19 protein-coding genes are annotated in these 26,814 nt (G+C 46.0%); 9 read left to right on the top strand and 10 right to left on the bottom strand.

Features of this window, described 5'->3' with window-relative positions; genetic code table 11:
- Nucleotides 1-194: 194 nt before the first annotated feature.
- Complete coding sequence (locus tag QUB39_RS18925; RefSeq protein ID WP_333207437.1) at nt 195-548, bottom strand: IS630 transposase-related protein; 354 nt, start codon at nt 546-548, stop codon at nt 195-197.
- A 303-nt stretch (nt 549-851) separates the two neighbouring features.
- Between QUB39_RS18925 and QUB39_RS18920 the strand changes: the two genes are divergently transcribed.
- Nucleotides 852-4,247, top strand: coding sequence for an ATP-binding protein (locus tag QUB39_RS18920; protein WP_333485129.1), 3,396 nt, complete (start codon nt 852-854; stop codon nt 4,245-4,247).
- Between the two features lie 48 nt (nt 4,248-4,295).
- On the opposite strand, the gene QUB39_RS18915 is transcribed toward QUB39_RS18920, so the two are convergent.
- From QUB39_RS18915 to QUB39_RS18895, 5 genes are all read right to left on the bottom strand, one after another.
- Nucleotides 4,296-4,568 (bottom strand): peptidoglycan-binding domain-containing protein, encoded by a 273-nt coding sequence (locus QUB39_RS18915; protein WP_333057934.1) that lies wholly within the window; start codon nt 4,566-4,568, stop codon nt 4,296-4,298.
- A gap of 221 nt (nt 4,569-4,789) precedes the next feature.
- Nucleotides 4,790-5,071, bottom strand: a complete 282-nt coding sequence (locus QUB39_RS18910; RefSeq protein ID WP_333057933.1) for a peptidoglycan-binding domain-containing protein — start codon at nt 5,069-5,071, stop codon at nt 4,790-4,792.
- Nucleotides 5,072-5,460: 389 nt separating this feature from the next.
- Nucleotides 5,461-6,915, bottom strand: coding sequence for a hypothetical protein (locus QUB39_RS18905; protein ID WP_333057932.1), 1,455 nt, complete (start codon nt 6,913-6,915; stop codon nt 5,461-5,463).
- 262 nt (nt 6,916-7,177) lie between these two features.
- Nucleotides 7,178-7,798, bottom strand: a complete 621-nt coding sequence (locus QUB39_RS18900) for a DUF3177 family protein (RefSeq protein WP_333057931.1) — start codon at nt 7,796-7,798, stop codon at nt 7,178-7,180.
- Nucleotides 7,799-8,198: 400 nt separating this feature from the next.
- Nucleotides 8,199-8,435: a Calvin cycle protein CP12 gene (locus QUB39_RS18895; protein ID WP_333259459.1), complete on the bottom strand. Its 237-nt coding sequence runs from the start codon at nt 8,433-8,435 to the stop codon at nt 8,199-8,201.
- Nucleotides 8,436-9,175: 740 nt separating this feature from the next.
- On the opposite strand from QUB39_RS18895, the gene QUB39_RS18890 reads away from it, so the two are divergent.
- The gene (locus tag QUB39_RS18890) at nt 9,176-10,429 is read left to right on the top strand and encodes an FIST N-terminal domain-containing protein (protein ID WP_333396612.1); all 1,254 of its coding nucleotides are present in this window, start codon (nt 9,176-9,178) and stop codon (nt 10,427-10,429) included.
- Between the two features lie 284 nt (nt 10,430-10,713).
- Here QUB39_RS18890 and QUB39_RS18885 read toward each other — a convergent pair whose 3' ends face one another.
- Nucleotides 10,714-12,801 (bottom strand): iron uptake porin, encoded by a 2,088-nt coding sequence (locus QUB39_RS18885; RefSeq protein ID WP_333232992.1) that lies wholly within the window; start codon nt 12,799-12,801, stop codon nt 10,714-10,716.
- Between the two features lie 1,158 nt (nt 12,802-13,959).
- On the opposite strand from QUB39_RS18885, the gene QUB39_RS18880 reads away from it, so the two are divergent.
- Nucleotides 13,960-14,904 carry a hypothetical protein gene (locus QUB39_RS18880; RefSeq protein ID WP_333057926.1) on the top strand — a complete coding sequence of 315 codons (945 nt, stop codon included), beginning with the start codon at nt 13,960-13,962 and terminating at the stop codon, nt 14,902-14,904.
- A 58-nt stretch (nt 14,905-14,962) separates the two neighbouring features.
- Here QUB39_RS18880 and QUB39_RS18875 read toward each other — a convergent pair whose 3' ends face one another.
- Nucleotides 14,963-17,056, bottom strand: coding sequence for a hypothetical protein (locus QUB39_RS18875; protein ID WP_333057925.1), 2,094 nt, complete (start codon nt 17,054-17,056; stop codon nt 14,963-14,965).
- 127 nt (nt 17,057-17,183) lie between these two features.
- On the bottom strand, nt 17,184-18,713 hold the full coding sequence (locus QUB39_RS18870; RefSeq protein WP_333057924.1) for a CHAT domain-containing protein: 1,530 nt from the start codon (nt 18,711-18,713) through the stop codon (nt 17,184-17,186).
- Nucleotides 18,714-19,108: 395 nt separating this feature from the next.
- On the opposite strand from QUB39_RS18870, the gene QUB39_RS18865 reads away from it, so the two are divergent.
- From QUB39_RS18865 to QUB39_RS18845, 5 genes are all read left to right on the top strand, one after another.
- Entirely contained in the window at nt 19,109-19,291 is a 183-nt protein-coding gene (locus QUB39_RS18865) for a hypothetical protein (RefSeq protein ID WP_333057923.1), read from the top strand.
- A gap of 397 nt (nt 19,292-19,688) precedes the next feature.
- A complete protein-coding gene (locus QUB39_RS18860) occupies nt 19,689-21,689 on the top strand; it encodes an FAD-dependent oxidoreductase (RefSeq protein ID WP_445243040.1) in 2,001 nt (666 codons plus the stop codon).
- 306 nt (nt 21,690-21,995) lie between these two features.
- The gene (locus QUB39_RS18855; protein WP_333057922.1) at nt 21,996-22,682 is read left to right on the top strand and encodes a class I SAM-dependent methyltransferase; all 687 of its coding nucleotides are present in this window, start codon (nt 21,996-21,998) and stop codon (nt 22,680-22,682) included.
- Nucleotides 22,682-23,752: an aromatic ring-hydroxylating dioxygenase subunit alpha gene (locus tag QUB39_RS18850; RefSeq protein ID WP_333057921.1), complete on the top strand. Its 1,071-nt coding sequence runs from the start codon at nt 22,682-22,684 to the stop codon at nt 23,750-23,752. Before QUB39_RS18855 ends, QUB39_RS18850 begins: the two co-directional genes overlap by 1 nt.
- Nucleotides 23,753-23,911: 159 nt before the next feature.
- Nucleotides 23,912-25,594, top strand: coding sequence for a DUF262 domain-containing HNH endonuclease family protein (locus tag QUB39_RS18845; protein ID WP_333057920.1), 1,683 nt, complete (start codon nt 23,912-23,914; stop codon nt 25,592-25,594).
- A 101-nt stretch (nt 25,595-25,695) separates the two neighbouring features.
- On the opposite strand, the gene QUB39_RS18840 is transcribed toward QUB39_RS18845, so the two are convergent.
- Complete coding sequence (locus tag QUB39_RS18840; RefSeq protein ID WP_333057919.1) at nt 25,696-26,169, bottom strand: hypothetical protein; 474 nt, start codon at nt 26,167-26,169, stop codon at nt 25,696-25,698.
- Between the two features lie 53 nt (nt 26,170-26,222).
- On the opposite strand from QUB39_RS18840, the gene QUB39_RS18835 reads away from it, so the two are divergent.
- Complete coding sequence (locus tag QUB39_RS18835) at nt 26,223-26,723, top strand: transcriptional regulator (RefSeq protein ID WP_333210269.1); 501 nt, start codon at nt 26,223-26,225, stop codon at nt 26,721-26,723.
- Nucleotides 26,724-26,814 lie beyond the last annotated feature (91 nt).

The following is a 26,814-nucleotide window of genomic DNA, read 5'->3' as shown; positions in this document are numbered from 1 at the left end:
TATCAATTACGCACTTGATTTAGCTAAACACTTCATCTTATCATGTTTGAGGTTGAAATTAAGATGCGTTTACCCTGCTAGCAATACTCCAGTTTCATCTAAAAAGACTAGATTTTTTGGGTCGATATGCTTGACTTTTTCCCAATACTCTAATCTTAATTTCATGACTCTTTCAGTACCGGCTTGGCTACTTCTCACGGTTTTTTTTTACGATTTAATCCCAACTTTTGTAAGGCGTTACACATGGCTGTTCTACCAACCCAATTTCCGGTCTTCTGGGCAAATAACTCACACAATTCTAGTAAGGTTGCATCGGGATGTGCTGCCACTATTTCTCTCAAAGAAGCTGTGGAATTATTCAAATGACTGTATCTCGGTTTCCCGCTGGGTTTCGGCTGTAAATTACCCTCGATTTTTTGTTGCTTGACCAGTTTTTGAACTAAGCTTTTACTGACGGAAAATATCGCTGCTGTTTTTCTGATCGACAGCTTCTGCTCGATATGGGCTGCTACTATTTTGGAGCGCAAATCTACTGAGTATGCTTTCATTGGTATATTATTTTTAGTCAATTCTATTGTACCTCATAACATCCGGAAGTGCTGTATATTGTATGTGAACATCGGTAGGGACAGGGAAATGCCTTGTCCGGCGCGGGGACGAGCACACGGAAATGCCGTGTCTCTACGGTTCGCTTTGACTTTTAATAATTTGGTATAAGATGAAAGATTGTAGAACCGATATCGCGTCTTCCTTGTGTAAGTTGTGTTTAAGTACAAAATGGTTTATAATACTTACCAGCGGTAAGAACTAGCTCCAAGTATTAACTGGGTTTTTCAACCTAAACTAATGTTATGTCCACTCTTTCTCTCAAGCACTTAGTGGCAAAACTTTCAAGAAAAGCAACGCTGCAAACTGTACTCATAGTTCCCTTTGTCTTGCAAGTATTTGCAGCGGTGGGTATTGTGGGATATTTATCATTTAGGAACTCTCAAAGAGCAGTGAATGACCTTGCGGCTCAATTGATGGGGGAGGTAAGCAATCGCATTGAGCAAAATTTGAGAACTTATCTGCAAACTCCGCACCAAATCAATCAAAGCAAGCTGGATGCGGTGAAACTGGGTTTTGTAAACATGAAAGACTTGTCAGCTTGGGAAAAGTATCTGTGGCGACAAGTGCAATTATATCCTTATATCAATTTTACGTCGATCGCTAATCAAGATGGAGAATATCGCACTGGCGAAAAGATGTCTAATGGCACTTTATTGATTAACGCATCGGGGCCTTCTACAAATTTTAATTTTTATTCTTACAATACTAATGATACGGGCGATCGCACGACAGTAGCCGCCTCCGTTAAAAAATTCGACATCCGACAGCACCCTTCCTACGCCTATGCGGCTCTAGAAGCCAAACCAACTTGGAGTTCAGTTTATATATCCTTCCTAGAACCCACCTTACTCCTCAGCGCGCTGCAACCAGTTTACAACAGCCAGAAACAGCTAGAAGGAGTATTAATTGCTGCTTTGCGTCTCGACAGTATCGGTCAATTTTTAAACAGCCTCAAAATAGGTAAATCTGGTCAAACTTTTATTATCGAAAGAAACGGCACGCTGCTGGCAACTTCCACAGCCGAAAAACCTTTCCGCACCCAAAACGGTCAAAAAGAACTGTTTAAAGTTACAGAAAGCAGCGACGCAGTAACGCAAACTACAGCTAAATATTTAGAAAGTCACTTTCAAAACTTGCACCAAATTACAAAATCGCAGCAAATAAATGTTGAAATCAACGGCCAGCAGAAATTTTTAAAAGTCCTGCCATTTCAAGACGACAAGGGTTTAGATTTGCTGATTGTCGTTGTCGTTCCCGAAGCCGACTTTATGGAACAAATTCATGCGGGCAACCGAACTACAGTGTTGCTATGTCTGGCAGCTTTGGGCATGGCAAGTGTGTTAGGAATTCTCACTTCTCGCTGGATTATCAAACCTCTTATAAAATTAAAAAATGCAGCAATAGCTTTATCTGAAGGACAATTTGACCAAACTGTCAAGCTCGATCGCTCCGACGAATTGGGCGTACTTGCCGCTGCTTTTAACAGCATGGCACAACAACTGCAAGCATCTTTTACTGCCTTAGAAACTAAAAATACCGAATTGCAGCGACTCGACAAACTGAAAGACGAATTTTTAGCCAATACTTCCCACGAACTCCGCACTCCGCTCAACGGCATTATTGGTATTGCAGAATCTTTAATAGACGGTGCTACCGGACAACTGCCAGAACCAACAAATTTTAACTTAGCTTTAATTTCATCATCGGGCAAAAGATTGTCTTCTTTAATTAACGATCTTCTGGACTTTTCTCAGCTAAAACACAAAACGATAGAACTGCAAATTAAGTCAGTCGGTATTCGAGAAATAGTCTCTGTAATTCTCACTTTGTCTCAGCCATTAGTAGGCAAAAAAAACTTGCAGTTGATTAACTCAGTCGCTCCTGAATTGCCGCCAATAGCAGCAGACGAGAATCGCTTGCAGCAAATACTTTACAACTTAATAGGCAATGCAATTAAATTTACCGAAAGCGGCAGAGTTGAAATTTCAGCAGAATTGGTAACGGGCAACGCACAATCACTGCCTAATTCCCAATTAGCGATTAGTGTATCTGACACCGGTATTGGCATCCCCGAAGATAAATTAGAACGAATTTTTGAATCCTTTGAACAAGCTGACGGTTCCACTGCTAGAGAATATGGCGGCACGGGTTTAGGGTTAACTGTTGCCAAGCAATTAGTGGAATTGCACGGAGGTAAAATTTCGGTATCTTCAACTGTAGGCGTCGGTTCCCAGTTCACCTTTACTTTGCCCGTATCTGAGAGTCAACCGGAATTTAGCAGCATACAGCCGCGTTTAACCGAGGGTTCTCCCATTTTTATCACTCCTGAACTAGCCCGCCAATCCTCTATAATAAATTCTCAGGTATCAGACAATAGCGAGTCGCTAGAAAGTGAAAAATTAAAAATTTTGGTAGTTGATGATGAGCCGATTAATATTCATGTCATCATCAACAGTCTTTCTCTAGCCAACTACGAAATTACTCAAGCGAGCAACGGCTTAGAAGCTTTAAATCTGATTGAATCAGGATTTAAGCCGGACTTAATTTTACTCGATGTAATGATGCCGCAGATGACGGGTTATGAAGTATGTCGAGAAGTCCGCAAAAAATACTCGCCTTTAGAAATGCCGATTCTGATGCTGACGGCAAAAAATCTAACTACTGACTTGGTAGAAGCTTTTAACTTAGAAGCCAATGATTATGTAACTAAACCTTTTATAAAAAAGGAATTGTTGGCGAGAATTAATACGCAAATTCGCCTAGCAAAACTGAATGCAGCCTACGGCAGGTTTGTGCCGCACGATTTTCTAAACTTGCTGGAAAAGCCGAGTATTATTGAAGTAAAATTAGGCGAACATCAGGAAAGAGATATGACAGTGCTGTTTGCTGATATTCGCTCGTTTACTGCGCTTTCCGAAAATATGACACCGGATGAAAATTTTACATTTATTAATACTTACTTGGGAAGGGTTAGCCCTGCAATTAGGAAAAATAACGGGTTTATTGACAAATACATTGGGGATGCAGTCATGGCACTGTTTCCTACATCCCCTGAAGATGGTGTGCGAGCAGCAATTGATATGCAGAAAGAAGTAAATCTCTATAACCAGCAGCGAGAAAAAAATGGCTTGTTTCCGATCGCGATCGGCGTCGGTGTGCACGCGGGCAATTTGATGTTGGGTACTATTGGCGAACGAGAACGGATGGAAAGTACGGTGATTGCTGATGCGGTGAATCTCGCGTCTCGTTTGGAAGGATTGACTAAGGTTTACGGCGCGGGCATTCTAGTTAGCGGTGCAATTATCGATCGCCTAGACGATCCAGAAAAATATAAGTACAGATTTGTCGATCGAGTAACGGTGAAAGGAAAGACAAATGCTGTGTCGGTGTTTGAAATTTACGATACAGAAACAGAGGAAAGCATTGTACTCAAGCAGCAAACGGCGGAGGTTTTTCAAGAAGCCCTCAATTTTTACTACGAGCAAAAATTTGTTGCCGCCCAAAAAGTATTTCAGAATATTTTACAAATCAATCCAGACGATCGGGTAGCAATGCTGTATTTCAAACGCTCTCGCAAGTATCGAATGTACGGTGCCCCGGAGGGGTGGTGTGGGGTGGAAACTTCGACAGAAAAATAGGGCGCACACTGCACGCCCTACTCTGTTTAACACATGGTTGCACAAACTTTAAAATATAGTTGTACAAACACCCAATTTATTCCAAGTTTTAGGGCCGACAATGCCATCAGCAACGATTTGTTGTTGGTTTTGAAAATTGATAACGGCTTGTTGGGTTTTCGGGCCGAATCCTCCATCAGTATTTAAAGAAAATCCCTTGGTGTTCAAGAGTCGCTGAAGGTAGCGAACGTCCTCATTTTGGGTGACACCATCGTTGCGTTTTAGTATGGGAAAATAACGGCAGGAAGGTAATTCAGTACGAATTGCGTTTGTGGTTTGCATGGTTTGATTCTCCATTGGTTGTTTGCAAGTTGTTTAAAAGTAGAGAAGTGGGGAAAAGATGTTAGTTAATAGTCCTGGATGCACTTTTAACGGGCATAAACGAGGTTTCGGCTTCGCTCAACCACCAGGTTTTTTAGCGTTTCTGGGGGCGAAAAAGAAGTATTGCAGTGAAACAACCCAGTTTCTTGCTACCCGTGCGCCTAGGATTAGTTAACTTGGATTTAACATCCGGGTTCACCTGTATAACAAGCGCCTAATAGACTCCAAGTTTGAGGGCCAACAATGCCATCAACAGCAATCTGATTTTCCTTTTGAAATCTGATGACTGCTTCTTCGGTTTTTGGGCCGAAGAATCCATCAGTTGCGACGGGATATCCGTTTTCAACTAAGGATTGTTGGAGATAGCGCACGTTTTGATTGGCAGTGGTACTATTATTTCGTTGCAGTGTGGGCAGTGAAGAGCAAAGAGGCAATTGAGCGTAAATTGAATTTGTGGTTTGCATGGTTTGATTGGGGATTAGTGGTTTGCAAGTTGTTTGAACTTGCTATTCCCCAGTTGTAGCTGTGGGGGGAAGTGCTTTAACAGTCGCTTTTTATAGTGACGCTTATTTGGGGTAGCTCAAATGAGTGACAGCCCGCTATCAAATCCGTTTTGTATAAAATAATTGTCAAAGGTAAACAGCAGCGAATTTCCATTTTTTATCAACTTTTAGCATCTTTGCCGGAAGCCCCACACCATACCTGTAGGGCTGTTGGTGTTGGGATGGATAGGCAGATTGACGTAGGGAAAGCGAGGCAATCAATCCTGTCACGGTGTAATCGCTCTACTCTTATATAAGCTGAGTAATGGTCTTTTCTATAGAGGAGGCAAAAATACTGTATTTAAAGCTAGTTAACCATGGGATCGAAAAGGGCGATCGAGAAAATTGGTTTGGGGTTGCGACTTTAACTTAGAAGTGATATCGTAGTATCGGTAGATAGTAGACTTCCGGCTGTCAAACAACTTGAGAATTGAATCAATAACAATTTCTGTAACTATCGGGTTAAAGTCGGAAATAAACTCGTCGGCGTTGAGATTTTCTCTAAAAAATTCCTTAGCTCGATCGCACTGATAGCGCATTTCGTCAAAGCCAACAATTTTTACCACAAACGTTGTCAGGGGCGAACTCTCCAAATCGGTATTAGAAGTGCTTTTAGCCCGCCCATTTTCTAATAAATTCAATACTTCCGCTTCTAAACTAATTTTAGGTTTATAAGGTTTCTCTATTTCTGGAAAAAAGCTTTCCAGGCGCACGCAGTTAGGAACTTGAGCCGGAATTCCTCCCATCATCATCGCCAGAGAAACCTCAATCCCCAAATCCGAAGAAAGAGCTTCTAGCAGGGCTAGGGCAGCCAGTTTGCACCCCAAATAAAGCTTCGCAATTTCGAGATTGTACTTAGCAGTAGTTTCCCAGCGCTGATAGGTGCGATCGTCTGGATATCCCTCAAACTGTCGGAAAATTATTTCTGGCTTGAGATAATTCAGAAAACCTTCCATCTTCACCAAAGCAACTCGGTAGTCGCGAACCGTGTAAAAACCCCAGCATATGAGATTGTGATTGGTTTCCGGCAGTAAATTCCAGGTATTTGCCAAAAAATGGGCTGAACTATGGTGAGCAAAACTCATCACATCCCGGTTAGAGATTCGCACAGCTTTTTTGACCGTTTCCCGCATTTCCTCGTCCGTTAAACTGAGGTTAAACAGGCTATTTATTGCTTGCAAGCGCTCATAAAGACGCTGGCTTACCGTTACTCCCGCATCGGCGGCACGAAACGGAATTGTTGCTTCAATGCAGCCGGCAATTTGAAGCAATTGCTCGCGTTTGAGAAATGGTTCTAGAGCTTTTGCTGCTACGACAGCGCTGAGAAATTCGTTTTGTCCAGCCAAAGGATTGAGGACTTCGCCCGGTACAAAATTGAATACCAGCATTACCATCTCGAAGGTAGCATCCGCAGGCAGTTCAGATTTATCCCGAATTTGTAGGTGTTGGTTAACCTCTTTTGCAACAGGAGTGATGTAGTAGCTGACGTTAAAGTTAATGCTGCGATCGACTTGTAGGTAGACGGTATCGTGAAATAAAGCTGCCAAAACCTCGATCGCATCTTCATCTCCCCCCACCTCAAAAATATGTTCGGGAGTGTGAAAAAACCGCCATGGCCCCATCATCGGCTGAACAATCAGTTCGGCAATCCGAGCGAGTTCACTTGGTTCGACTTTTGCTTCCAGGCGATCGATCGCCCAAATCAGCCTGTCTAAGCACTGTAAGTAGGCTTGTTTGCTATCCATCACAGTCTTTCCCAATAACATTACTGTCAGTCGATTTTAGATTTTAGATTTTAGATTTTCTCGACAGATGAATCTGGAAGCTGGAACCTTAGTCTAAAATTGTTAGATATCCACGACTGGAGTCCACGGCTTGTATCCGTTTTTGGGCGGGTCACGTCAGCCACCCGGCTGTTAGTTTGATTTTATCCTAGATGCGCCCCGGCTGTTTTTATTTGGGATTTATGAGATTTTGGTGGAATAATTTAGCTGCAATTTAGGAAGGAAATACTAACTAAAACTCAACTTAATTTCCGGTAGCTGACCTCCCCTGTTTTCCTAGTCTAATCAGCACAAAGTATGACAAGTAAATTACATAGATAGCTAAACCAATCATCCCCAACAATCCCAAAAATTGAGGGGTTGTATTAGGGTGAAACATTTGTTTGTAGAGCCAAGGTGGGTCTAACCAAATGCGGCAAAAAGGTTCGTCAATTACCTCAATTTGCGATTTAAAAGCACAGCTTAAGAAGGGAAGTTGAGCTAGAGCGCCCAAACCGCTGTAAACAGTAATCGCCCACCGCCAAGCTGTAAAAGCCAGTTTCAGGGGCGACTGCGGTCGATCGGCAATTTCTTCGTTTAAATCCTCCCAAAACCACAGACTAGCAGGAATTAATGCCCTCCCAATCACCGACGATACAAAGCTCACAGGCAGCGCAGCCATCATCAGGTAAAGTGTAATTGCCAGCAAACTCGCCACCCGCCAATAAATAATCGACAAACGGACGATCGCCTCAGCTTTTGCCACAACAGCCCAAATCAGCACTACCAGCGGGATCGAAATTGTTAATAACACAGACAACCGGTAATCCATCCACACTAGCGGTTGAAACCAAGGCCCGGTGGCTGCCAATAAAAGACTCAACATCTTTGGGAAAATATACTCACTTATTTGTCACAAATTTTACTACAAAAATGCTAAAAAATCAGCAACCAGAACACGGTCTTAATGTTTTAGTTACTGCTACATTTTCTAAGGTACTTGGCGCGCTTTGAAAGGTACTTGAGACACGATAGACGGCAATACGCTTGAGTTAAAACTGTTTATTCTTGAGATATCTCCTTCCCATCCTCGCCCCTTTTGGGGGACGCAAGAGCAAATTCTTGTCACCGTTGGGGGGCGACGGGGAAGCTGACGGATTTGAACCGTATTGGGATAGAGGGCAAATCTCACCATTATTTCAAGGCTCAACCCCTAAAATAAAATTCTCCCGCGCCAAAAGTTAGATTTCGGCGCGGGAGGTTCGGCATAGAGCTAAATGGCTCGTTTATTCCTCGTAGATGCGGCACTCAGCAGCGTCAGGATTGTCGTCGCAAAATTTTTCAAAAGAATTCTTAGGTTTGACTTGCTTTTGGTGGGAAGCTTCTGCTTGCAGTTCTTCAACTGCGTCCCACGCCGCCGCGCATTCCCCGGAAGTGGCGCCCTTGGTGTCACAGACGGTACGAGCGCTTTCTAGTTCTTCTTCAATTTTCTCTTGGATGTTGACGGAGGGTGTTGTTGTCATAAAACTTGTTGGTAGGAAAGTGTAGGAGAATATGGTTGTCCCCGACCTATTTCTAGGTAATGTTAGCACGCGCCTTTGTTTAGTGAGCTTGTTCGGCTAACGGCACGTCCTTAACCCAAATAAAGATGTTTAACCGTTAACGACAGAGCAAGGGAGTAGCTAAGCAGTCGCTTGGTGTCATAACTCAAAAAACGTAGACTTCTAAAGTATACGGCGGGTCAACAGTGGTTTAAGTCTTAGGCTCGAAGCGAGCGTGTCTTTAGACCTGGGCCGTTGACCTTATTAAGTAAGAAAGGTTTTCTTTTTGGATGTTAGTTTGGGTGGGATTTGCTGTTTCGGTCTGGCGACTCCAGCTAATAATAGCTTGAGATGCGCTGCGGTTGCAGCAGCCCAGATAGAAACCATCCATAAGTACGATCGCAGTAGCCGTCTCTACTCCCTGCTTTACTAGCCCCTAGGCGGATTCTAGTCCACAGGCATCAATGTAGGTCGAGCCAACCTTACTTTTGATGAAAACATTACACGAGGTTGGTGTGTCAAACTGTATTGAGCTTTATCTTTTAAGATTTAGCTGAACACAGCATTTAACAGTTAACAGATTAAGGGGACTCTCATGTTAACTTATGTTAACACAAGAACGGCAATCGATGGGGAATCGATCGCCCAAGAATAGCGTCCCCCCAGTGGCCGGTTCCAGTTAGCCTAATGTATAGAAATAGTTTTATAGAGAAGTTTGCCTTATGTACACCCAAAACCAAATGCAATGGGTCAGCGCTTTATCAACCCGTCCCTCTTTGGAATCCGCCCTCAAAGAAGTTGTAGAACAAGCCGATCGCGACCTAGAAGGCCAGGCCGATTTAGCACTGATATTTATCTCGTCTGCCTTTGCCAGCGAGTATTCTCGGCTGATGCCTTTACTCCGAGAAATGCTGCCAGTACCCGCGATCCTGGGATGTGGCGGGGGAGGAGTCATCGGCACGAACCGGGGGGGCCTCACCGAAGAAGTCGAGGGATCTCCCGCAGTCAGCCTCAGTCTGGCGCGCTTGCCGGGAGTGAATGTCAGAACTTTTCATGTCGGTTCAGAAGAACTGCCCGACTTAGACAGTCCCCCGGATACTTGGGTGGATCTCTTGGGCGTGCCGGCCCAGGAAGAACCGCAGTTCATCATCTTGGCTGACCCCTTTTCCGCAAAAATTAACGATTTGCTCCAAGGGCTAGATTATGCCTATCCGGGCGCGGCGAAGGTAGGGGGACTAGCCGGGGGGGACGGTGCGGGCAGGGGCGCGGCGCTGTTTTGCGACTATCAGCTTCACCGAGAAGGGACGGTTGGGGTAGCTTTGAGCGGCAATATAGTTTTGGAAACGATCGTCGCTCAAGGCTGCAGGCCGATCGGGCATCCTTATCGGGTGACGGAAGGAGATCGCAATATTTTGCTGAAACTCGAAGAACAAACTGATGATATCGGCAGCGGGGGCATCGAGCGATCGCCCTTAGAGGCTTTGCGAGAGTTAGTTCAAACTTTGAGCGAAGAAGACCGAGAATTAGCTCAGCACTCGTTATTTGTAGGCTTAGTCAGCGATGAATTCAAGCTGAAATTAGAGCCGGGAGATTTTTTAATCCGCAATCTATTGGGAGTAGATCCGAAAGTGGGGGCAATTGCGATCGGCGATCGAGTCCGTCCGGGACAGCGCATCCAATTTCACCTGCGGGACGCGCGCACCTCCGCAGAAGACCTAGAAATGCTGCTTGATCGCTATCAGCGGGCCGCCGAGTACAGTGGTACATCCAGCGCCGGCGCCTTGATGTTCTCTTGTCTGGGGCGCGGTGAAGGGCTTTACGGCCAGTCGAACTTTGACTCCCGACTGTTCGGCCGATACCTCAAAAACATCCCCCTGAGCGGCTTTTTCTGCAACGGCGAAATCGGCCCCGTCGGCGGTAGCACATTTCTGCACGGCTACACCTCCGTATTCGGGATTTGCCGCCAAAATTCATAGTCAGTAGTCATTAGTCAGTAGTCAGTTATTATTTGTTCGTTGTTTGTTCTAATAACTAATAACCAATAACCAGTAATATCATGTCCGCTCGATTACCCTTAATACGGTAGGGGCGGGTTCACGAAAAATATCTGCCAATAATTGACAATCTCAAAAACCCGCCCTTTTTTTTAATCGCGGTCACTCGATCGGACATGATATAACAAATCACAAATCACAAATCACAAATCACTAAAAGCGGCAGTCGCCTGCCGCTTTTAGCTGTAACTAGATGTCTGGAAACCTTAGAAAGTAAAGGTAGTACGGAGGAGTCCGACCCAGATATCGTCGTTTCTGTGGTTGTGTTCGGGATTTAGAATCACGTAAACCCCCGGTGTCACGGAAATAAAGTCATTGACTTGGAAGCGATAGAAACCCTCTAAGTGGTAAGAGGTGTCACCATCTTTTTGCCGGCGTCCGTCCGCTCTTCTGACATCGCTATCGGTAACTTTTGGCGGTACACCGAAGACAAAACCGAGGAGGTTGCCTTGCCGCCCAAAATCTGCCAGGGCCAAAGTGACAGCAGCGTTTTGGATGGTAGCGTCATTGTTGCCACCCCGCAGTTGTTCAGCCTTGGTGTAACCGTACCAACCGCCAATCTGAAAGCGACGGCTGGGTTTGAAGTTAACTTGCACGCCAAAGTTATCTGATCCAGTGGCTGATTGACCGAAGGGCCGGTTAGCCAAGGAACTGCCGGTACCGCCCATGAGACCCACATCACCTGCCCGATTGTATTTCCGAGTGTAAGTCAGGCTCAAATTAAACGGGTTGCTAAAAAAGCCGATCTGACCCAAAGCGCTGAAAGAACCGTCGAAAACGCCCCTGCCATTTGCGGGGTTGGGAGCATCGCCCTCGGAGGCCAGATAGCCCGCAGTAGCTCGGAAGTTGCCCAAGTTGTAACTCATACTTGCGCCAGCTCCCTGCGGTCCGCGGTGTACGGCCGGGTTGCGAACTCCAAATCTGGATAGAGTGCCATTACCCGTAGCGTCACCAAAGGTACTAGTAGCAGGCGCGTCTCCAATTTCATTTAGGTCAAGTCCTCTAGGACCGACAAAGAATGTAGCGTTACCTAGCGGGAACCGATACCACACTTCATCTAGTGTGAAATTGTTGTTCTCAGCCCCATCCTGGGCTACGCGAGTCATGTTAGTACCCGTAATTGCTGAGTAGTTAGGGACGTTACCCGCTTGCAAGCGGGTTCTGAGCAAGTCTCGACCGGTGAAGCTGGTCAATAAGTTCAAGCGCACCCGGTAGCTGAAGTCGGTGACTGTTTTGTCGTCGTCGTCGTCAAGGCGGATACCCTCTCCGACAAAGGTGTCGGTGACGGCAAAAACGGCTTCTCCGAGCAGTTTGGTGGTAGTGGAGAATTGATTGGCTTCGAGTTCTGCGGTGCGAGCTTCTAGGCCGTCTACTCGTCCGCGCAGGGTAGCGAGTTCGGCTGCAAATTCTTCTTGCAGGCGTTGCAGGATGGCTAAGTCGTCTCGGGTAACTAAGTTACCTGTTGACCCAATTAGTTGGGTTATCTGGTCTAAGCAAGCGTTGACGCCGGCTGCAAATTCGTAGCGAGTCAGGGCGCGGTTGCCGCGGAAGGTGCCGTCGGGATAACCTACGATACAACTGTAGCGTTCGACTAGGGATTGCAGGGCTTGGAATGCCCAATCTGTCGGGCGCACGTCGGAGAGCTGAGTGACTGATGTCACCTGGGACATGGTTCCCGACGGTTGGGCCGGCAGTGCTTGGGGAGCAACAGGGACGATGGGGCCGCCCATTCCTCCGGGTACTGTCTGAGCAATTTCTACCTTAGTAGCTGGGGTAGTAGCTGGGGTGCTGGCGACTGCTGGCACTTCAATTTTCCCAGCAACTTCTGTCTGGCTGATTTGCTCTGCCAAGTCTGATGCTTGGGGCGAGGGTTCGGCAGTGCCTGCTGCTGCTAGGGGTTCAGTCGCTGCTGCGCTGGCCGGAGCGATTGGGGCTGCTAACTCGATGTCGCTCCCTGTTGTTTGCAGTGCTGTTTGCAGTGCTGCGGCGCTGGTTTCTGGTTCGATTGAGGCGATTTTTTCAGCGTCTGCTTCCTTAACGACCGGGGTTGGGGCCGCTTCGAGGCTGCTGTTTAAAGCCAGGTTTTCTGGGGCAGCAGGGGCTGCTGCAACTGGTTCTGCAACTATTTCTCCAACTATTTCTGCAATTTTTGACTCAGATGACTGAGCTTTAGCTAGTTGGTTGGCTTCAGGGGTTGCGGTCGCTTCTGCGGCGATCGCAGTGGCACTCATGACTGATGATAGCCCCAGAATTGCCGGGGATACTAGCAGTAAATTCCAAAAAGTTCTGTTCATTTTCCTCACACCTTCACACTCTATTCAACTCGACGAGCAGCAATTCCCAACTGCTAATTTTTGTGGTTGCTTGCCTGTTGACAATAACTGCCAAAATAGAACCTATCCATAACTGTTGATTCACAGTAGGCGTGTCTACTTCTGCTTGAACGTAGGGGCTGGGCCCTTGTACCCCCAGGCATCAATTCAGGTCAAGCCCACATTACATTACAGTAGATTATACCATCACGTGCTAATTTCATCTCTCGATCGCCCGACTTGCTTGAATTGCTCTGCGGGCGATCGATAACTGGTTCGACGGGTTCAACCACAATCTGCCTGTAACTGACAACTGCCCAGAGTCCTCGGTTACGCCCGACTTAACAGACAGTTATAGGTAGGATTGTGGCTGCTTGTCGCATCCCTTATACAGCTTTATCTCCTATAATGTCAAGGTTTTTAACCTAAGTTTAAACCTCGCAACCCGGCAGGGGCTATTTTCCCGCCATGAGTGGGGAACTGAGACTTAAAGGCTGGTAGATTGACCCGATCCAAACCAAAGTTCAGGCTTGACCAATTTTGGTTTTTTGAGGCCCGCTGCCGTCGGGACTTGCCAGGACGATCGCCATTTTTGAGACGGCTCGTCGGCGGATTTAATTTCCCGCTACTTTAACACAACTTTTTTGTTATTTAAGTGCGACTGCAACTGGTGGTGCTTGACAATTCCCGCATCCAGGATACCCGCCACGTGATTCATTCCGAAAGCAGACTCAGGATCCAGAAATAAAAAACCTGTATCCGATAAAGGAACCCCCGAATTTATCTCGCGCAAGTCAATCTAAAATCTAAAATCTAAAATCGATTGACCCGCTGTTGGCGCAGGGAAAGCTCACTTGCTTGACCGATCGACTATGCCCGATATTCCTAGCGGTTTGAACGATGTTTTTGCCTAGGGACGATCGCAGGAGTTTAGTGCTAAGCTGGCTAAAATGCCAAACTCAAAAATTGAGCTGCTGTCAGAACAAAAAACCGAAACGCTGTGGGTGGGCAAGTTATACCATTTTCGATTTTCGATTTTCGATTAAAGAATTGGAAATAACTGATGACATACAAGTTGGAAACATCGGCATACACTTGCATTATTTTGGGTAACTGGTATTAGTAAAAAAGTGAGGTTTTATGGAAGATTTTGGTATTATTATTGCCTGCTGCGACCAAGATTATCTGTTTGCTAAGGGTTGCTGTGCTAGCATCCGCTATTTCCTGGGAGATGTGCCGATTTGTCTGTTGATTGACGGTACGTTTTCTGTGAGTGCTTTGGAAAAAGCCTATGGGGTGCGGGTTATCGATCGCACAACTGTTTCTGAAGAAGTTCTCAGGAAAAGAAGTTTTGGTTGGGGCAAAACTAAAATGATTGCTTTCTGGGAAAGTCCTTGGTCAAATTTTATGGTTTTGGATGCCGATACGATCGTCTGGGGCGATGTTCTCAAATTGGCTAACTTTCAAGAGTTTGATTTTATTGTAGACAAGCCTTGTTACGATTACCCGGATGCGGAGATTTCGGAATTTTTCTTTGACATTCCGGGCGTTGAGAAGCATTTCCCGAATTTTCGTTGGTCGGAATCGCGATCGAACTATTTCTGCACGGGTACTTTCTTTGCTAAGCGCGGCGTTTTTAGCTTGGAAGAATACGTAGAAATTTTAGATTTTACGGCGGCAAATCCGGGGATATTTAAGTACGGAGAAATGGGGTTTTTGAACTTTATGATTTTCCGGGCGGCCGGGGAAAATCGACTGCGGGTGCAGAATGTGGATATGCAGTTGTTGGTGCCGGATTTTGACCAAGATTTGCTGAGGAAGCAGTTTCCGGTTGAGTCAAGCGGGCCTGGGGGCGATCGCACTCAGGCGACGGTGATTCACTGGTGCGGGCCGAAGCCGACTTTATCTACTGGGAAAGTTTACTCGGAACCGATGAATTTTTGCCGCCGCAAGTGTGAGGAGGATGTTTGGAACCGCACGGGTTTGGCTGCCGAGATGTCGCTGCAAGTTGAGGATTTACAGCGATCGATCTACGTGTATAAGAATAAGTTTAAGAAGAAGTTTCGGCAGTTGGCGGGCAAGTAAGTAGGATTTTTTAACCGCAGATGTCAGCGGATGAACGGGGATGCACGCGGATTTGGGCTTACCCTTCGAGGGGTAAAGTTGGCCCGGCTGGGGGTAAAACTTGGCGGTGAACGCTTACTTTGTGGCTTTCCCGCTGAGTTTGCATTTCGACGGCGATCGCCTCAAATTCGACTTCCATGCAGCCGTAGGGAATCTCTAACTCGACACTTGCTCGCACATTTCCCAACCCGTTAGCTTTAAATTCGGTAATCCAGCGAGGCCCGTCGAGAATCAGGTAGGTTTGGCGATCGTACACCCAAACTTTCACATAAATCCGGGGCATTAATTCCGGGAGTTGCACTTGCACTTTTACAGCCTGGCCCGCGATGATTTCGGCCCGCGGCAATTCCAAAATCGGCATCGGTACTAACTCGTCTTCTGGCAAAACGTAGGGAGTTGGAGGAGTGTCTTCTGTGGCGACTATTCTGGTTTTTTGAGCAACTTGTTTCGGCTGCGGGGGTTCGTCAAAAACGACAAATTCTCTGGCTTCTGGGCTAGTAGATTTGGGATCGGAAATTGTTTCGCTGGTTTCGGGTTGCTGCTGGGTTGGGCTGCTTTCTTCCACAACGGCAATTTCGTCGCTGCTATTGGTGGCGGCTGTTGGATTTGGTGACAGGGTGGTTGCTTTCAGCCAGTCGGGGGATTCACCGTTGCTGGCTAGGGAACTCAGTCGCGACCAAAATCGACTTTCGACGTTTAAGGTTTGAAATGCCTGTTTTGTGGGTGCTGGCGCGGTTTCTGGGGCGGTTGTTTCTAATTCTGGGCTGTTTTCGGGTTTTTGGTCGATCGCTCCGATTTCGGCTGTTTGAGTGGGATTTGAGATGTCTGAGGGTTTGGTTTGTGGGTCGATCGACTCTGGGGCAGTTTGAGGCGAATCGGAGATTTCCGACAGCAATTGCGATCGGCTGCTGTCGGGGAGTTTGTTACCGAATGCGGGCAATTCTAGACCGCCTGCACTTGGGGTGTGACGCGAAGCCAGTAGAGGGGGTAGGGCTTCAGTGGTTGGGACTTCAGCAGGGGAGGGAGGGTCTAAGGATTTTTCTACTAGCTTGAGGAAGGATATATTTTTGGCGCTTCCAGACGGTTTTGAGGCTGTTGGGGAGGGTTCGGCTTGATGCTTTTCTTCGAGGAAATTGTCTTTAATTTCCTCTAGAAGGTGCTCTAAACGGGCTGTAATTGTGAATAGTTTGGTGGCTAGGGTGACGCCGCCGCTGCTGAGAATTGCTTCTCCTAAAATGAGGCGGCTTTTACACTCGGTTGGGATGTAGGTGACGCAGGCAAAGATGCAGGGGGGAACTTGTTCTGGCATTGGCTGCTGGATTTCTGCGAGAATTTTTGAGGTTTGGGGGTCGCGCAGGTAAATTTGCAGTTGTGCTGAACCGATGAGTTGTTTGAGTTCTAGCGCTTCGGAGTCGGGGATGAGAGTTGCTGTTTTTCTGCTTTGTTGGGGGTGTTGCGGGTTTTGGGGAATGTCGATTTTGCCGGAAATGATTAAGGGGCGACCGAGTTGGGTGACGAAGGTTTCTCGATCGAGGTGGAGGAGGAGTTGGACGCCCGGTTTTGGTTCGGGGGTTTGGGGAATAGGAAATTGGTAGATTTTGGTCTGCTGCGGTGCTGAATCGGCTGCTGGGATTTGGGTTGGTGCGGGGCGATCGACCGGGGAAGCGATTTGTGGGGCTGCGCGATCGATCGGTACTACGTTTTCTGAGTCTGCGGCGGAAGCTGGGGGTTCGAGGTCGATCGGCGGTAGCGGTTCGGAGGTTTCCGATTCTGCGGGCAATACTTCTAACTGAACGCCGTACTGCCAAGGTTTTAGTGGTGTTGCTTTGGGATCTGGCAAGCAGGATAGTTCCCACAGTCCGGGTTTGAGCCTGGTGTAGGGAATGATCACGACTAATCCTTCGGGGTTGGTGCGGGCCGATCGGCTTTGGACTTTCCGCTGCGCCCCTTGGTCGAAGGAGGTATGGGTAACGCGAATTTCGATGTCGGTGTTGGGGTGCTGAATGCGAGCAACCACGCGGTATTTACCTTCTAGAATTTCCACGTCGGAGGTTTCTAGGGGCAACCAGGCGCGATCGCCCTCTTTCTGTAGCAAAAATTCTAATTTTTTCATCTTTCTTTCCCCTTGAAGGCTCCCGCTTGATTCGTCACAGGTTGGTGGTGGTTTGTTGAGCGACAGCTACAGATATTAAATTACTTATGTTTTATAGCCTATCACCACTGTCGGTCAAGAGGCCCACTTACCAAGGACTGCCGATTATGCTGAATGCTGCCCAATAATAGGGATGGGATAAATCTTTGCTGTCGAGTTTGGGGATGGACGGGGGCAATGGAATGTCGCCTCGCGCACTTCGCAGTTGACCGCCTTCGATCGTCACTTTGCCTTCGATCGCAGCGATTTGTGCTTGCCGCATTGCTTCAGCTTTAATGATTGGAGGGTCGTTTGGCCTGCGGATTCTTAACTGCTGGTAAAACTCTGTCATCAGGGCGAGAGTCCCCGCATCGCTGACGTACCACAGGCTGGCGAGGGCTGATTTTGCTCCCGATTGCAGCGCTAAACCGGCAAATCCGAGTTCTGCTTCTTTGTCTCCCAAGGCGGTTCTGCAGGCGCTTAATACTAATAGTTCGAGGGGCGGATTGTTCCATTTTAAATCTCTCATTTGATCGAGACCGAGTTGGGTGTCCCAAAATTGAATGTAGGAGTTATTTGGGGTTCCTGGGCGGAATTCTGCGTGGGTGGCAAGGTGGATGATTCCGTATTTTTGTTGCAGTCGCTGGGATTGCAAGTTTACTAGGGTGAAGTCTTGGTTGAGAAAGGATTGACCGGGCCACTGTCGGGCGATCGCGCCGAGTTCTAATGGAACTGCTGGCAGCGGTTCTTTGTTCGCCGTTTCTGCGAAATCTGATGCTCCCATTGCTAGGACTTGCACGTTTCTGATGTCGGTGTAATTGCTGTCTGTGAGTTTGAAGGCGGGGATGCGGGCGAGGCTGTATTTTTGGATCAGAAATTGCTGTCCGTCGTGCATTGCTGCTAGGGGTACGGTTCGCAAACCTGCGCCGACGCAGAACAGCAATGTTTCAATTTTTGCTGTTTGCAAATCTGTTTCTAGGGGTGCAACTATCCATTTGTAGAGTTGTTGGGCTGGTTCTAGATAGGTGGTGGTGTTTAGTTTTACGGGGTTGGTGATTTCGCTACCGAATTCTTGGACTACTGAGAGCAGTTTCTCTTGTTTGGCTTCGGGGACGCTGCGGAGAATGGGCGGGCGATCGGGCAATATTAAGATTAATTCTAGTTGGTCGGTGCGGGGGATAGCGTAAATTAAAGCTGGTTTTTTCTTGGTTTGAACTGCTAGACGGGAGAGAGTTTTTGATATTGCTTCGGCCGTTTTCGCACGGGTTTCAAAGTCTTGTTCAAAGTATGTTTGATACTCTTCTTCCCAGCTTTCTTCGATTCTGGTTACGGCTTCGGTGAGGTTTCCCCGATCGAGCAAATTTCTCATTTCTTGCCCGCCCGGCCCGCCCTGGTCTGTGTTTTGGGCAATTGTAGCGAGGTTCGCGGTGCTCCAGCAGAAAAATATTGCTATCACACAGTAAAAAATAGCTTTTTTAATTTTTTTCTGAGTCGTGTGTTTTTGGCGTTGCTGCTGGGATTGGTACTGCATGATTTTGGGGCGGTTAATAGCGCCGTTGGCGGCAGCAGTTGGCAGACGTTGGGATGTGGGTGGGAATTTTGACCCCCTCGCATCCAGGATACAAGCCCCCTGATTCATCCGTCCAGAAATAAAAAACCTGTATCCGAGAAACTTCCCCCCCGAATTTATCCGTGGGGTGAATGCTTCATTCAATTCTTTAATCTAAAATCTAAAATCTAAAATCTAAAATCGATTGACTGTGCTGGCGATCGCCGCACGATTATAGCATTCAAGAGCAACCGCAAATATCTACCGTAGGGTGTGGATACCAGCAGCAACAGAGGCCGCACGCCAAGAAATTGACCATTTATGTAAAAGTTTGTAAATTATGCAGGGGTTTTGCATAAACAGGACTTACGCAAAAAACTGAGATGTTGCACCATTTTCAATAATCCTTTTATGAACAGGCTTTCCGGCCTGTTCCACAAAAAATTCATCTTTTGTGGAACGGGCCGAAGAGCCCGTTCTTAAGAATGGTGCAAGATGTGAGTTTAACCGGCATTAGCTATACGGGCGTCTTTGAATTTTTGCGACACATCCGCACTTCTCAGGTTGAATCGAGTTTTGTCTTGGTATTAAGTGAGGAATACCCTGCATCGATCGCCGATATATTGAGTTACCTCAGTAGATATATTCTCTGTATTTACTTATTTTAAAATAGTTATATTTTTCGCCCCAACTTACTTAAAGCTCGACTGGTTAATTGTTTGGTCTCGGATATCTGCCAGGTTATTTCGTACAATTCGTCGAGACTGCCTTTTGCCTAAGATTTTGCATGAAAATCTCCTAGTTTTTTAGAATCATTGGCGGCGGTTGCCAAGAATTGAGCAACATAAATAAAAACACTTAATTATTTAGAGAATTTTACGCTAGGCGGGCGATCGCTTTTTTCTTCTTTTCTCCTAAATAACTAAAGCCTTCTTGCTTCTACTATACATTGTGTGCGATCGAACCAGATCAAGTGCGTTAGCGCAGCCCTCGAAGAGGATCGCGATCCGATTGGGGGATGTGTCTTAGTATTTCTTCACATATCCTGATTTCGGTCTATGATATATGCCTTATGGCGTATTTGTGTTTAAAGCCCGTTACCGCGTACCGCTGATGAGTCAATCAACCAATTCACCGCTATCCCAACCAGTTTCTCGAAGAACCGCCCTCAAATTCCTCGGAGTCGGTGCCGCAGGCGGGCTGCTGGGCTACTCTCGGTTTTCCAAGCCAGAGCCCGCCGTTTTTGTGCAAGATTCTCTTGACTTGCCGCGAATGCTGAATAACCGCAAAACCGTTGCAGTTGTAGGCGCAGGCTTAGCAGGGCTCGCCTGTGCTTACGAGCTATCCCAGCGAGGTTTCGCCGTAACATTGCTCGACAAATCGCCCCAACTCGGCGGTAAAATTGCTAGTTGGCCGATACAAGTCGGGAACGAAACTTTTATGATGGAACACGGTTTCCACGGTTTTTTTCCGCAATACTACAACCTCAAAAGTGTGGTTGAAGAACTAGAAATTACCGATAACTTTATATCTTTAGAATCCTACGCCGTTCTGTTTAGAGACGGCAAATACAAACCCGAAGTTTTCCGTCCCAACCATTCAGCTTTTCCCTGGAATATAGTTGACTTGGGGATATCTTCTCCCAATCGGCTCAAGTGGGGAATCAATCTTACAAAACCCGCTCACTGGCAAGTATTTCGAGAAATCGGCGGTTTTCAAACTCAAAAAAGTTTTGCTCGCCTCGACAATATATCAGTAGCCGACTGGGTAAAAGGTGAATTTCCGCGCGGACTTTATGACTTGTATTTTCTGCCTTTTGCCAAATCCAGCCTCAACGCTCCAGACGAATTGAGCGCGGGAGAATTAATGCAATTTTTTCACTTTTACTTTTTCGGAAATCCAGAGGGTTTAGCATTCAACGGTACGCGACAAGATATGGGTACGAGTTTGGTGCAGCCTATTGCCAGAGCAATTGAAAGCAAAGGCGGCAAAGTATTGACAGATGTCGCAGTCAGTGAAATTCGCTGGGAAAACGGCAAGATTGATTCTCTGAGTTATCAGTCAGGAGACGTGCAAAGTAAAATACCTTTTTGGGTGAAGCGAAACAGGCTATTAACTGATAGCAACTCTACCGAATATTTCGGCGCTGGGGACAGCGTATTTGCCGCCGCACCGTCGGGAAAAGAGGCAATTTCTCTGAGCTGCACTCACCAAGGCTGCACAGTTCAGAAACAAAACGACGGTCAATTTCACTGTCCTTGTCACGGGGCAGTTTTTGATGCCGAAGGGCGAGTTGTCAGCGGACCTGCTCAGCGGGATTTGCCTCGATTTAAGGTAGTTGATGAAAAAGCCGATGAGGTACAGTTGGTCTCCGCCGCGACCACTTCCAAGACGCAAAATTTGGGAGAAACATTGAAGGCTGATTATTATGTTTTGGCGGCCGATGTTCCGGGGATGCAGCATTTGTTTAGTTTGGCTAGCGGTGAGGTGAATTCGCAGGTGCAGAGTCGGATCGAGAGTTTGAAAATAGCCGATCCGTTTGCGGTGGGCCGTTTTTGGTTCGATCGCGAATTTCCCTGGGAACACAGCAATTTCAGTTCGCTTTCCGGCTACAAACTGACTGACAGCATTACGCTTTACCACCGAATTCAGGATCAGTTCATAGAGTGGAATCAGAAAACTGGCGGTAGTGTTGTGGAACTGCACGCTTATTGTTACAAGGAGAAAGAATTTCCGAATCAGGAAGTTTTGCTGGCGACTTTTGAGCAAGAATTGTACGAAATTGTACCGGAATTAAAAGAGGCAAATATGCTGCACCGGGAATTGGTAAATCAAAAGAATTTCTCTGGATATCCGCCCGGTAGTTATGCAGAAAGACCAGAAACTTGCTGCGCTGTTCCCAATCTTTTGTTTGCGGGAGATTGGGTAAAAATGCCGTTTCCGTGCGGTTTAATGGAAAGGGCAGTTAGCAGCGGTTTGTTGGCAGCTAATGCTATTTTATATCAGGAGGGTTTGCAGAGGCGAGCGCTCTTGACGGTGAATCCCGAAGGCGTGTTAAAAATCTAAGGTTTGCAGTGGGGCGGGCTTTATAAATCGTCAATCATCGGCTGGTATCCTCGGTGAAACCCGCCCCCAGCCCTACCATTTTAGATTTTAGATTTTAGATTTTAGATTTGAAGAAATGGGAATGACTGATCCAATAAGGGTTTAGAGGTTTCCTACAGTTGCATTCTTTTTTTAAGATTAGTTACGGTTTGCGGGGGTGGTTTCGCTGAGGGGAAAAGGCAGAGCTTGCGAACCAAAAAAATATCTGCGTTAAGCGGGGTGGATATGCGGTTAAAATATTATTGAATGAGTATAAAGCAATAATAAATGCTAAATAGTAACTGCAAAGTTCGCAATAAATCTGTAACGTTTGATGCTTTTGCAACAGAATACGATTTCGTGACCTCGTTGCAAAACCAGAACGATTTCTTTACTAACAACCTATCTGTCAGCAAAGGTGCAGTATTAGATATTGGCTGCGGTTCGGGAATTCTTGCTTTTGAATTAGCCCAGTATTACGATAATGTTGTAGCCGTCGATTTGTCAGCAAAAATGCTAGATATAGCGCGTCAAAAACGCTCAGCACCCAACATCGAGTACATCCAAATGGATGCCAGTCAATTAGCGCTCGATCGCCAATTTGATTTAATAGTTAGTGCTGCTACTTTTCACCACCTGCCCAACCTCCCCACCACCCTCTCAACCATTAAAAAAATGTTAAATCCGCACGGCAAAGTCGTCTTTTTAGATAATATTTCGGAAGTCGAAACACCTGCTACAATAGGCTACATATTAGGTGCAGCGAGAGATTTTAATCCCGACTGTTCCACCTACGGATTTCGCAATGCTTTAAGACTATTAAAATTTAGATTGTCGCCAGGGTGGTTGAAGCATTTAGCTAGCGATAGGTATTTGTCTGAACGGAGATTTAGAAAAATTTACGGTCGTTGCTTTCCGGGCTGTTATTTTGTAAAATTGGGTTGTTTTATGGGCGTAATTTGGGAATATTTGTAATGCAAAACAACGCGATAAAATCGGTAGCTGGAAAAGGGGAAAAAACTCACATCCGCCAGTTGGGCATTAATCTCGATCGCTGGTATGCGATCGCCCGCAGCAGCGAGGTGCAAACTCAGCCGCTAGCTGCGAAAATCTGGAATCGGGCGATCGTACTTTTCCGCGACAGTGCAGGCAAAATCAACGCTTTAGAAGATAGATGTCCGCACCGACAAGTTAAACTCAGCCACGGCAAAGTTAAAGGCGATTTAATCGAATGCGCTTACCACGGATGGCGGTTAAATGCAAGGGGAGAATGTGCCGAAGTCGATTATTTAGCAGAAAATCAAAAGCTACCTAACTGCAAAATTCGCTCCTATCTAGTCAAGGAAAAAAACGGTTTTATCTGGCTGTTTCCCGGCGACGAAACCCAAGCAGAAAAAACTCATTTACTGGATTTGCCAGAGTGGGAACATCTCAATTATATTGCCACTGTTTCAGTCATCGACTGTCAGGCACACTATTCATTTTTAATTGAAAACTTGATGGATATGTACCACGGGCACTTGCACGATGATTGGCAAGCTTGGGCAAATCCAGTGTTAGATACTTTAGAAGAAAACGAGCATCAAGTAACTGCTCGCTATCAGGCACAAAGTTATTACAAAATAGATAAAATTTGGTCAATTTCTCAGTTATTTTTTAAGTCTTTGCGCCGACTGCACCCGGAACCGCTAGAGGTGAGTTATGTTTACCCGCACTGGGTTTCAACTTTGGGAAGCGACTTTAAGATTTACTGCTTGGTTTGTCCGGTGAGCGAAACAGCAACTCGCGCTTATTTAATTCATTTTACCTCATTAAATGCGTTTTGGCGGCTGCACAAATTGCCTGTTTGGTTTCGCAGGTTTATCAAAGATAGTTGCTTCGGCGCGGCTCAAAAGTTATTAGATGGTTTGGTGCGGCAGGATGTGTTAATGATTGAAGAAGAACAGCAGGCTTTTTTGCAGAATTCAGAAAGAAAAAGTTATGAATTAAATCGGGCTTTAGCCAGCGTGCAAAAGTTGATAAGAAGTCAGGGGGAAAATGGGTAATTCAGCCGCAGATTGAAGCCTACAGCGGGACGAATGAAACCAGCCTGCACAAGCTAAGTTGAGAGTTCGCCTTTCCAAGCTTGAGCATGGTATTCTAGCAGCAAGGAAAATTGACTTTCGGGAAGCAATTACCAACCACACCTAACACAGGAACCAAGCATGAACCGTGTCAGCATCAAGGGTGAGGAACACCCCATTAGGAAAATCTTTAGCGATGACTTTATGTTTACCATTCCCCTCTACCAGCGTCCCTATGCTTGGACAAATGAGCAAGCTGGGGAACTGCTGGAAGACCTGCTAACATCATTGGGAGATGGTAACGACACGATTGATCAACTCAACCCGTACTTTCTAGGCAGCATTGTTTTGATCAAATCTGGGCCGCCAGAGGCTGAAATTGTAGATGGTCAGCAACGTCTAACAACTCTCACCATACTACTAGCTGCTCTCAGGGAATCATTGCCAACACAACACGCCAATGACTTGACCACTTATCTATACCAAAGAGGCAGCTTAATCGCGGGTATAGATAATCGTTACCGTCTGACTTTGCGCGAGCGAGATGCAGAATTTTTCAAGGAATATATTCAAAATGAAGGTGGTATTAACAAGCTCCAAAAATTAAACAATGCTGAGCTGATGGATACTCAGAAGCTTATTAAAGAAAATGCACATTTATTCTTGCAACGTTTGCAGACTATCGCTGAATCCCACCGTATACGTCTTGCCCAGTTCATCATTACCCAGTGCTTCTTGGTAGTGGTTTCTACGCCTGACTTTGACTCTGCTTATCGGATATTTTCTGTGTTGAACAACAGGGGATTGGATCTCTCCATAACTGATATCTTGAAAGCGGACATTATTGGAAAAATACCCGAAAGCCAACAAGAAAAATATACTAAAAAGTGGGAAGATACCGAGGAGGAGCTGGGACGCGAGTTATTCAAAGACTTGTTTTCTCATATTCGGATGATTAAAGAAAAGAAAAAACTTAGCAAGAGTATCCTTAAAGAGTTTCAGGAAAACATCAATCCTGCGGCAGGGTCTCAGCAATTCATTGATGAAATTTTAGCTCCTTATGCTAAGGCTTTTTCGGAAATTCACAACTCAACCTATGAAAGCGAGCGGCGTGCCGAGGAAATTAATCAACTATTTAAATGGTTAAACAAAATTGAGAATGTTGACTGGATACCGCCTGCCATTTTCTACCTATCGCGTAACCGTAATAACCCCGATAATTTGGTGCGTTTTTTTACAGATTTAGACCGCCTTGCGGCAGGTTTAATGATTGTCCGCGCCAATATTAATAAACGGATTGAACGTTACAGCAGATTGCTTACTGCTATTGAACAAGAGGAAGATTTATTCAATTCCAATTCACCGCTCCAGTTTACTCCTGAAGAGTCAAACAATATCCTTAGAGTCCTCGATAGTGACCTTTACCTAATCCAAAAAATTCGTCTTTATGTTTTGCTGCGCTTAGATGCTGCCCTGTCAGAAGGTGAAGCATCTTACAACTTCTCCAAAATTACTGTCGAGCACGTACTTCCCCAAAATCCAGGGGCTAATAGTGAGTGGATGAATTGGTTTCCTAGTCAGGAAGAGCGCGATCAATATGTACATCGTCTTGGCAACTTAGTTTTACTATCTGGTGCGAAAAACACTCAGGCAAAAAATTATGATTTTGATGTGAAAAAGCAGAAGTATTTCACTACTAAAACGGGCGTTTCACCCTGTGTGCTTACTACCCAAGTGCTGCGGGAACAGGAATGGACGCCAGAAGTAATCGCTCGACGGCAGAAAGAGCTGATTAATGTTCTCAAGAATCTTTGGCGCTTATAGGATAATTGAATTTGATATCAAATCGCTCTTATCTGTCCATCAGCACAAAACCATCTGCGTCCATCTGCGGTAAAAAAATCTAAATTCCGCCAGCACAAACTTTACTTTTTAGCCCGCTGCTGCTGGTAAACGCTGACAACTTTATCGGCATAAGTAGCAGTGGCGCCACTTTTGCAAGCTGCGGATTCGCCAGTCATCCACCAGCAAGCGGCGCGGCGTACAGCGGCTGTTTCATTGTTGCTGCTAGCTTTGTATTCGTCGCGCAGCAAATCGCCCACGATACAGGTAACAATTGATTTGGCTTTTGTCGCGTCAGCCTCAAATTGTTGCGGTGTTAAATCTTGTTTGGTACAGAATTTTGCCCAGCGGGAAATATTGTTCGGTAAAACTTGCCACTGACTGTACATTCCGTCATTTGCGGCTTGTGGCGGGGCGGCTTGTCGCAGCGCTTCTACGAGGGCGGAAACTTGCGCGTCGGTGACTGATTGCGCTGCTGCTGGAAGTGCTTGCAATCCGAGGCTAATTATCAGGCTGCCGAATAGTAGATTGGTTTTTGCGATCGATTTAAAATTCATTCACAATGCCCTGTTTGATTTAAAGTTTGTTTCCTCAAACAAGGTTTACTATTTTGTCGATCGAATACCTCTGTCTTAAGTATGATTTGCTTGTAGAATGGACTGTCGATCGCGCTTACGAGAGAAATTGCCGATCGACTGCGATAAAATTATGGAAGTACAACCAGCGAAATTCAATGAAAATGCCTACCAGCGATAGCTACCGCGAGTCCCTAATTGAATCTCTCAAAGATGCCGAACACGCTGGTGGTTTTATCGGGGCTATCTTAGAAGAAAAAGACCCTGAACCCGCACTCCTGAGAAATGCCATCAGAAAGGTAATTGAGGCTAAAATCAGGATGAATGCTCTTTCTGATTCAGCAAAAGAACATCACGAAAAACTCGATAATATCCTGACTGAAAGCGGCGGTTTGGAAATTTACTGTTTGGTAGAATTGCTCGAAGCATTAGGATTTAAACTAGAAATTACTGTCGCAGATACTGAGTTGCCCGCTGACTCGAAATCAACGGATTTTGGGGAATCAGAATTATCCCCCGAACCAGCTAATTTCTAGCTGATTGTAGCCTTATTTCGATCGCAGTAAAGGTTAATCTAGATTATCGGTTGTGTGGGGGCGGGTTTATATAAATTGTTTGCGGGTATTA

Source organism: Microcoleus sp. AT8-B5 (genome assembly GCF_036705565.1).
In the GTDB taxonomy this organism is placed as follows: Bacteria; Cyanobacteriota; Cyanobacteriia; order Cyanobacteriales; family Microcoleaceae; genus Microcoleus.
The sequence above is the reverse complement of the archived record's forward strand: the minus strand, read 5'-3'. Positions and strand labels throughout refer to the sequence as shown.

What these genes read in the sequence shown, in the direction of transcription:
- QUB39_RS18925 (WP_333207437.1), bottom strand. Translation starts at nt 548, where the DNA reads ATGAAAGCATACTCAGTAGATTTGCGCTCCAAAATAGTAGCAGCCCAT.
- QUB39_RS18920 (WP_333485129.1), top strand. Translation starts at nt 852, where the DNA reads ATGTCCACTCTTTCTCTCAAGCACTTAGTGGCAAAACTTTCAAGAAAA.
- QUB39_RS18915 (WP_333057934.1), bottom strand. Translation starts at nt 4,568, where the DNA reads ATGCAAACCACAAACGCAATTCGTACTGAATTACCTTCCTGCCGTTAT.
- QUB39_RS18910 (WP_333057933.1), bottom strand. Translation starts at nt 5,071, where the DNA reads ATGCAAACCACAAATTCAATTTACGCTCAATTGCCTCTTTGCTCTTCA.
- QUB39_RS18905 (WP_333057932.1), bottom strand. Translation starts at nt 6,915, where the DNA reads ATGTTATTGGGAAAGACTGTGATGGATAGCAAACAAGCCTACTTACAG.
- QUB39_RS18900 (WP_333057931.1), bottom strand. Translation starts at nt 7,798, where the DNA reads ATGTTGAGTCTTTTATTGGCAGCCACCGGGCCTTGGTTTCAACCGCTA.
- QUB39_RS18895 (WP_333259459.1), bottom strand. Translation starts at nt 8,435, where the DNA reads ATGACAACAACACCCTCCGTCAACATCCAAGAGAAAATTGAAGAAGAA.
- QUB39_RS18890 (WP_333396612.1), top strand. Translation starts at nt 9,176, where the DNA reads ATGTACACCCAAAACCAAATGCAATGGGTCAGCGCTTTATCAACCCGT.
- QUB39_RS18885 (WP_333232992.1), bottom strand. Translation starts at nt 12,801, where the DNA reads ATGAACAGAACTTTTTGGAATTTACTGCTAGTATCCCCGGCAATTCTG.
- QUB39_RS18880 (WP_333057926.1), top strand. Translation starts at nt 13,960, where the DNA reads ATGGAAGATTTTGGTATTATTATTGCCTGCTGCGACCAAGATTATCTG.
- QUB39_RS18875 (WP_333057925.1), bottom strand. Translation starts at nt 17,056, where the DNA reads ATGAAAAAATTAGAATTTTTGCTACAGAAAGAGGGCGATCGCGCCTGG.
- QUB39_RS18870 (WP_333057924.1), bottom strand. Translation starts at nt 18,713, where the DNA reads ATGAATCAGGGGGCTTGTATCCTGGATGCGAGGGGGTCAAAATTCCCA.
- QUB39_RS18865 (WP_333057923.1), top strand. Translation starts at nt 19,109, where the DNA reads ATGGTGCAAGATGTGAGTTTAACCGGCATTAGCTATACGGGCGTCTTT.
- QUB39_RS18860 (WP_445243040.1), top strand. Translation starts at nt 19,689, where the DNA reads ATGCCTTATGGCGTATTTGTGTTTAAAGCCCGTTACCGCGTACCGCTG.
- QUB39_RS18855 (WP_333057922.1), top strand. Translation starts at nt 21,996, where the DNA reads ATGCTAAATAGTAACTGCAAAGTTCGCAATAAATCTGTAACGTTTGAT.
- QUB39_RS18850 (WP_333057921.1), top strand. Translation starts at nt 22,682, where the DNA reads ATGCAAAACAACGCGATAAAATCGGTAGCTGGAAAAGGGGAAAAAACT.
- QUB39_RS18845 (WP_333057920.1), top strand. Translation starts at nt 23,912, where the DNA reads ATGAACCGTGTCAGCATCAAGGGTGAGGAACACCCCATTAGGAAAATC.
- QUB39_RS18840 (WP_333057919.1), bottom strand. Translation starts at nt 26,169, where the DNA reads ATGAATTTTAAATCGATCGCAAAAACCAATCTACTATTCGGCAGCCTG.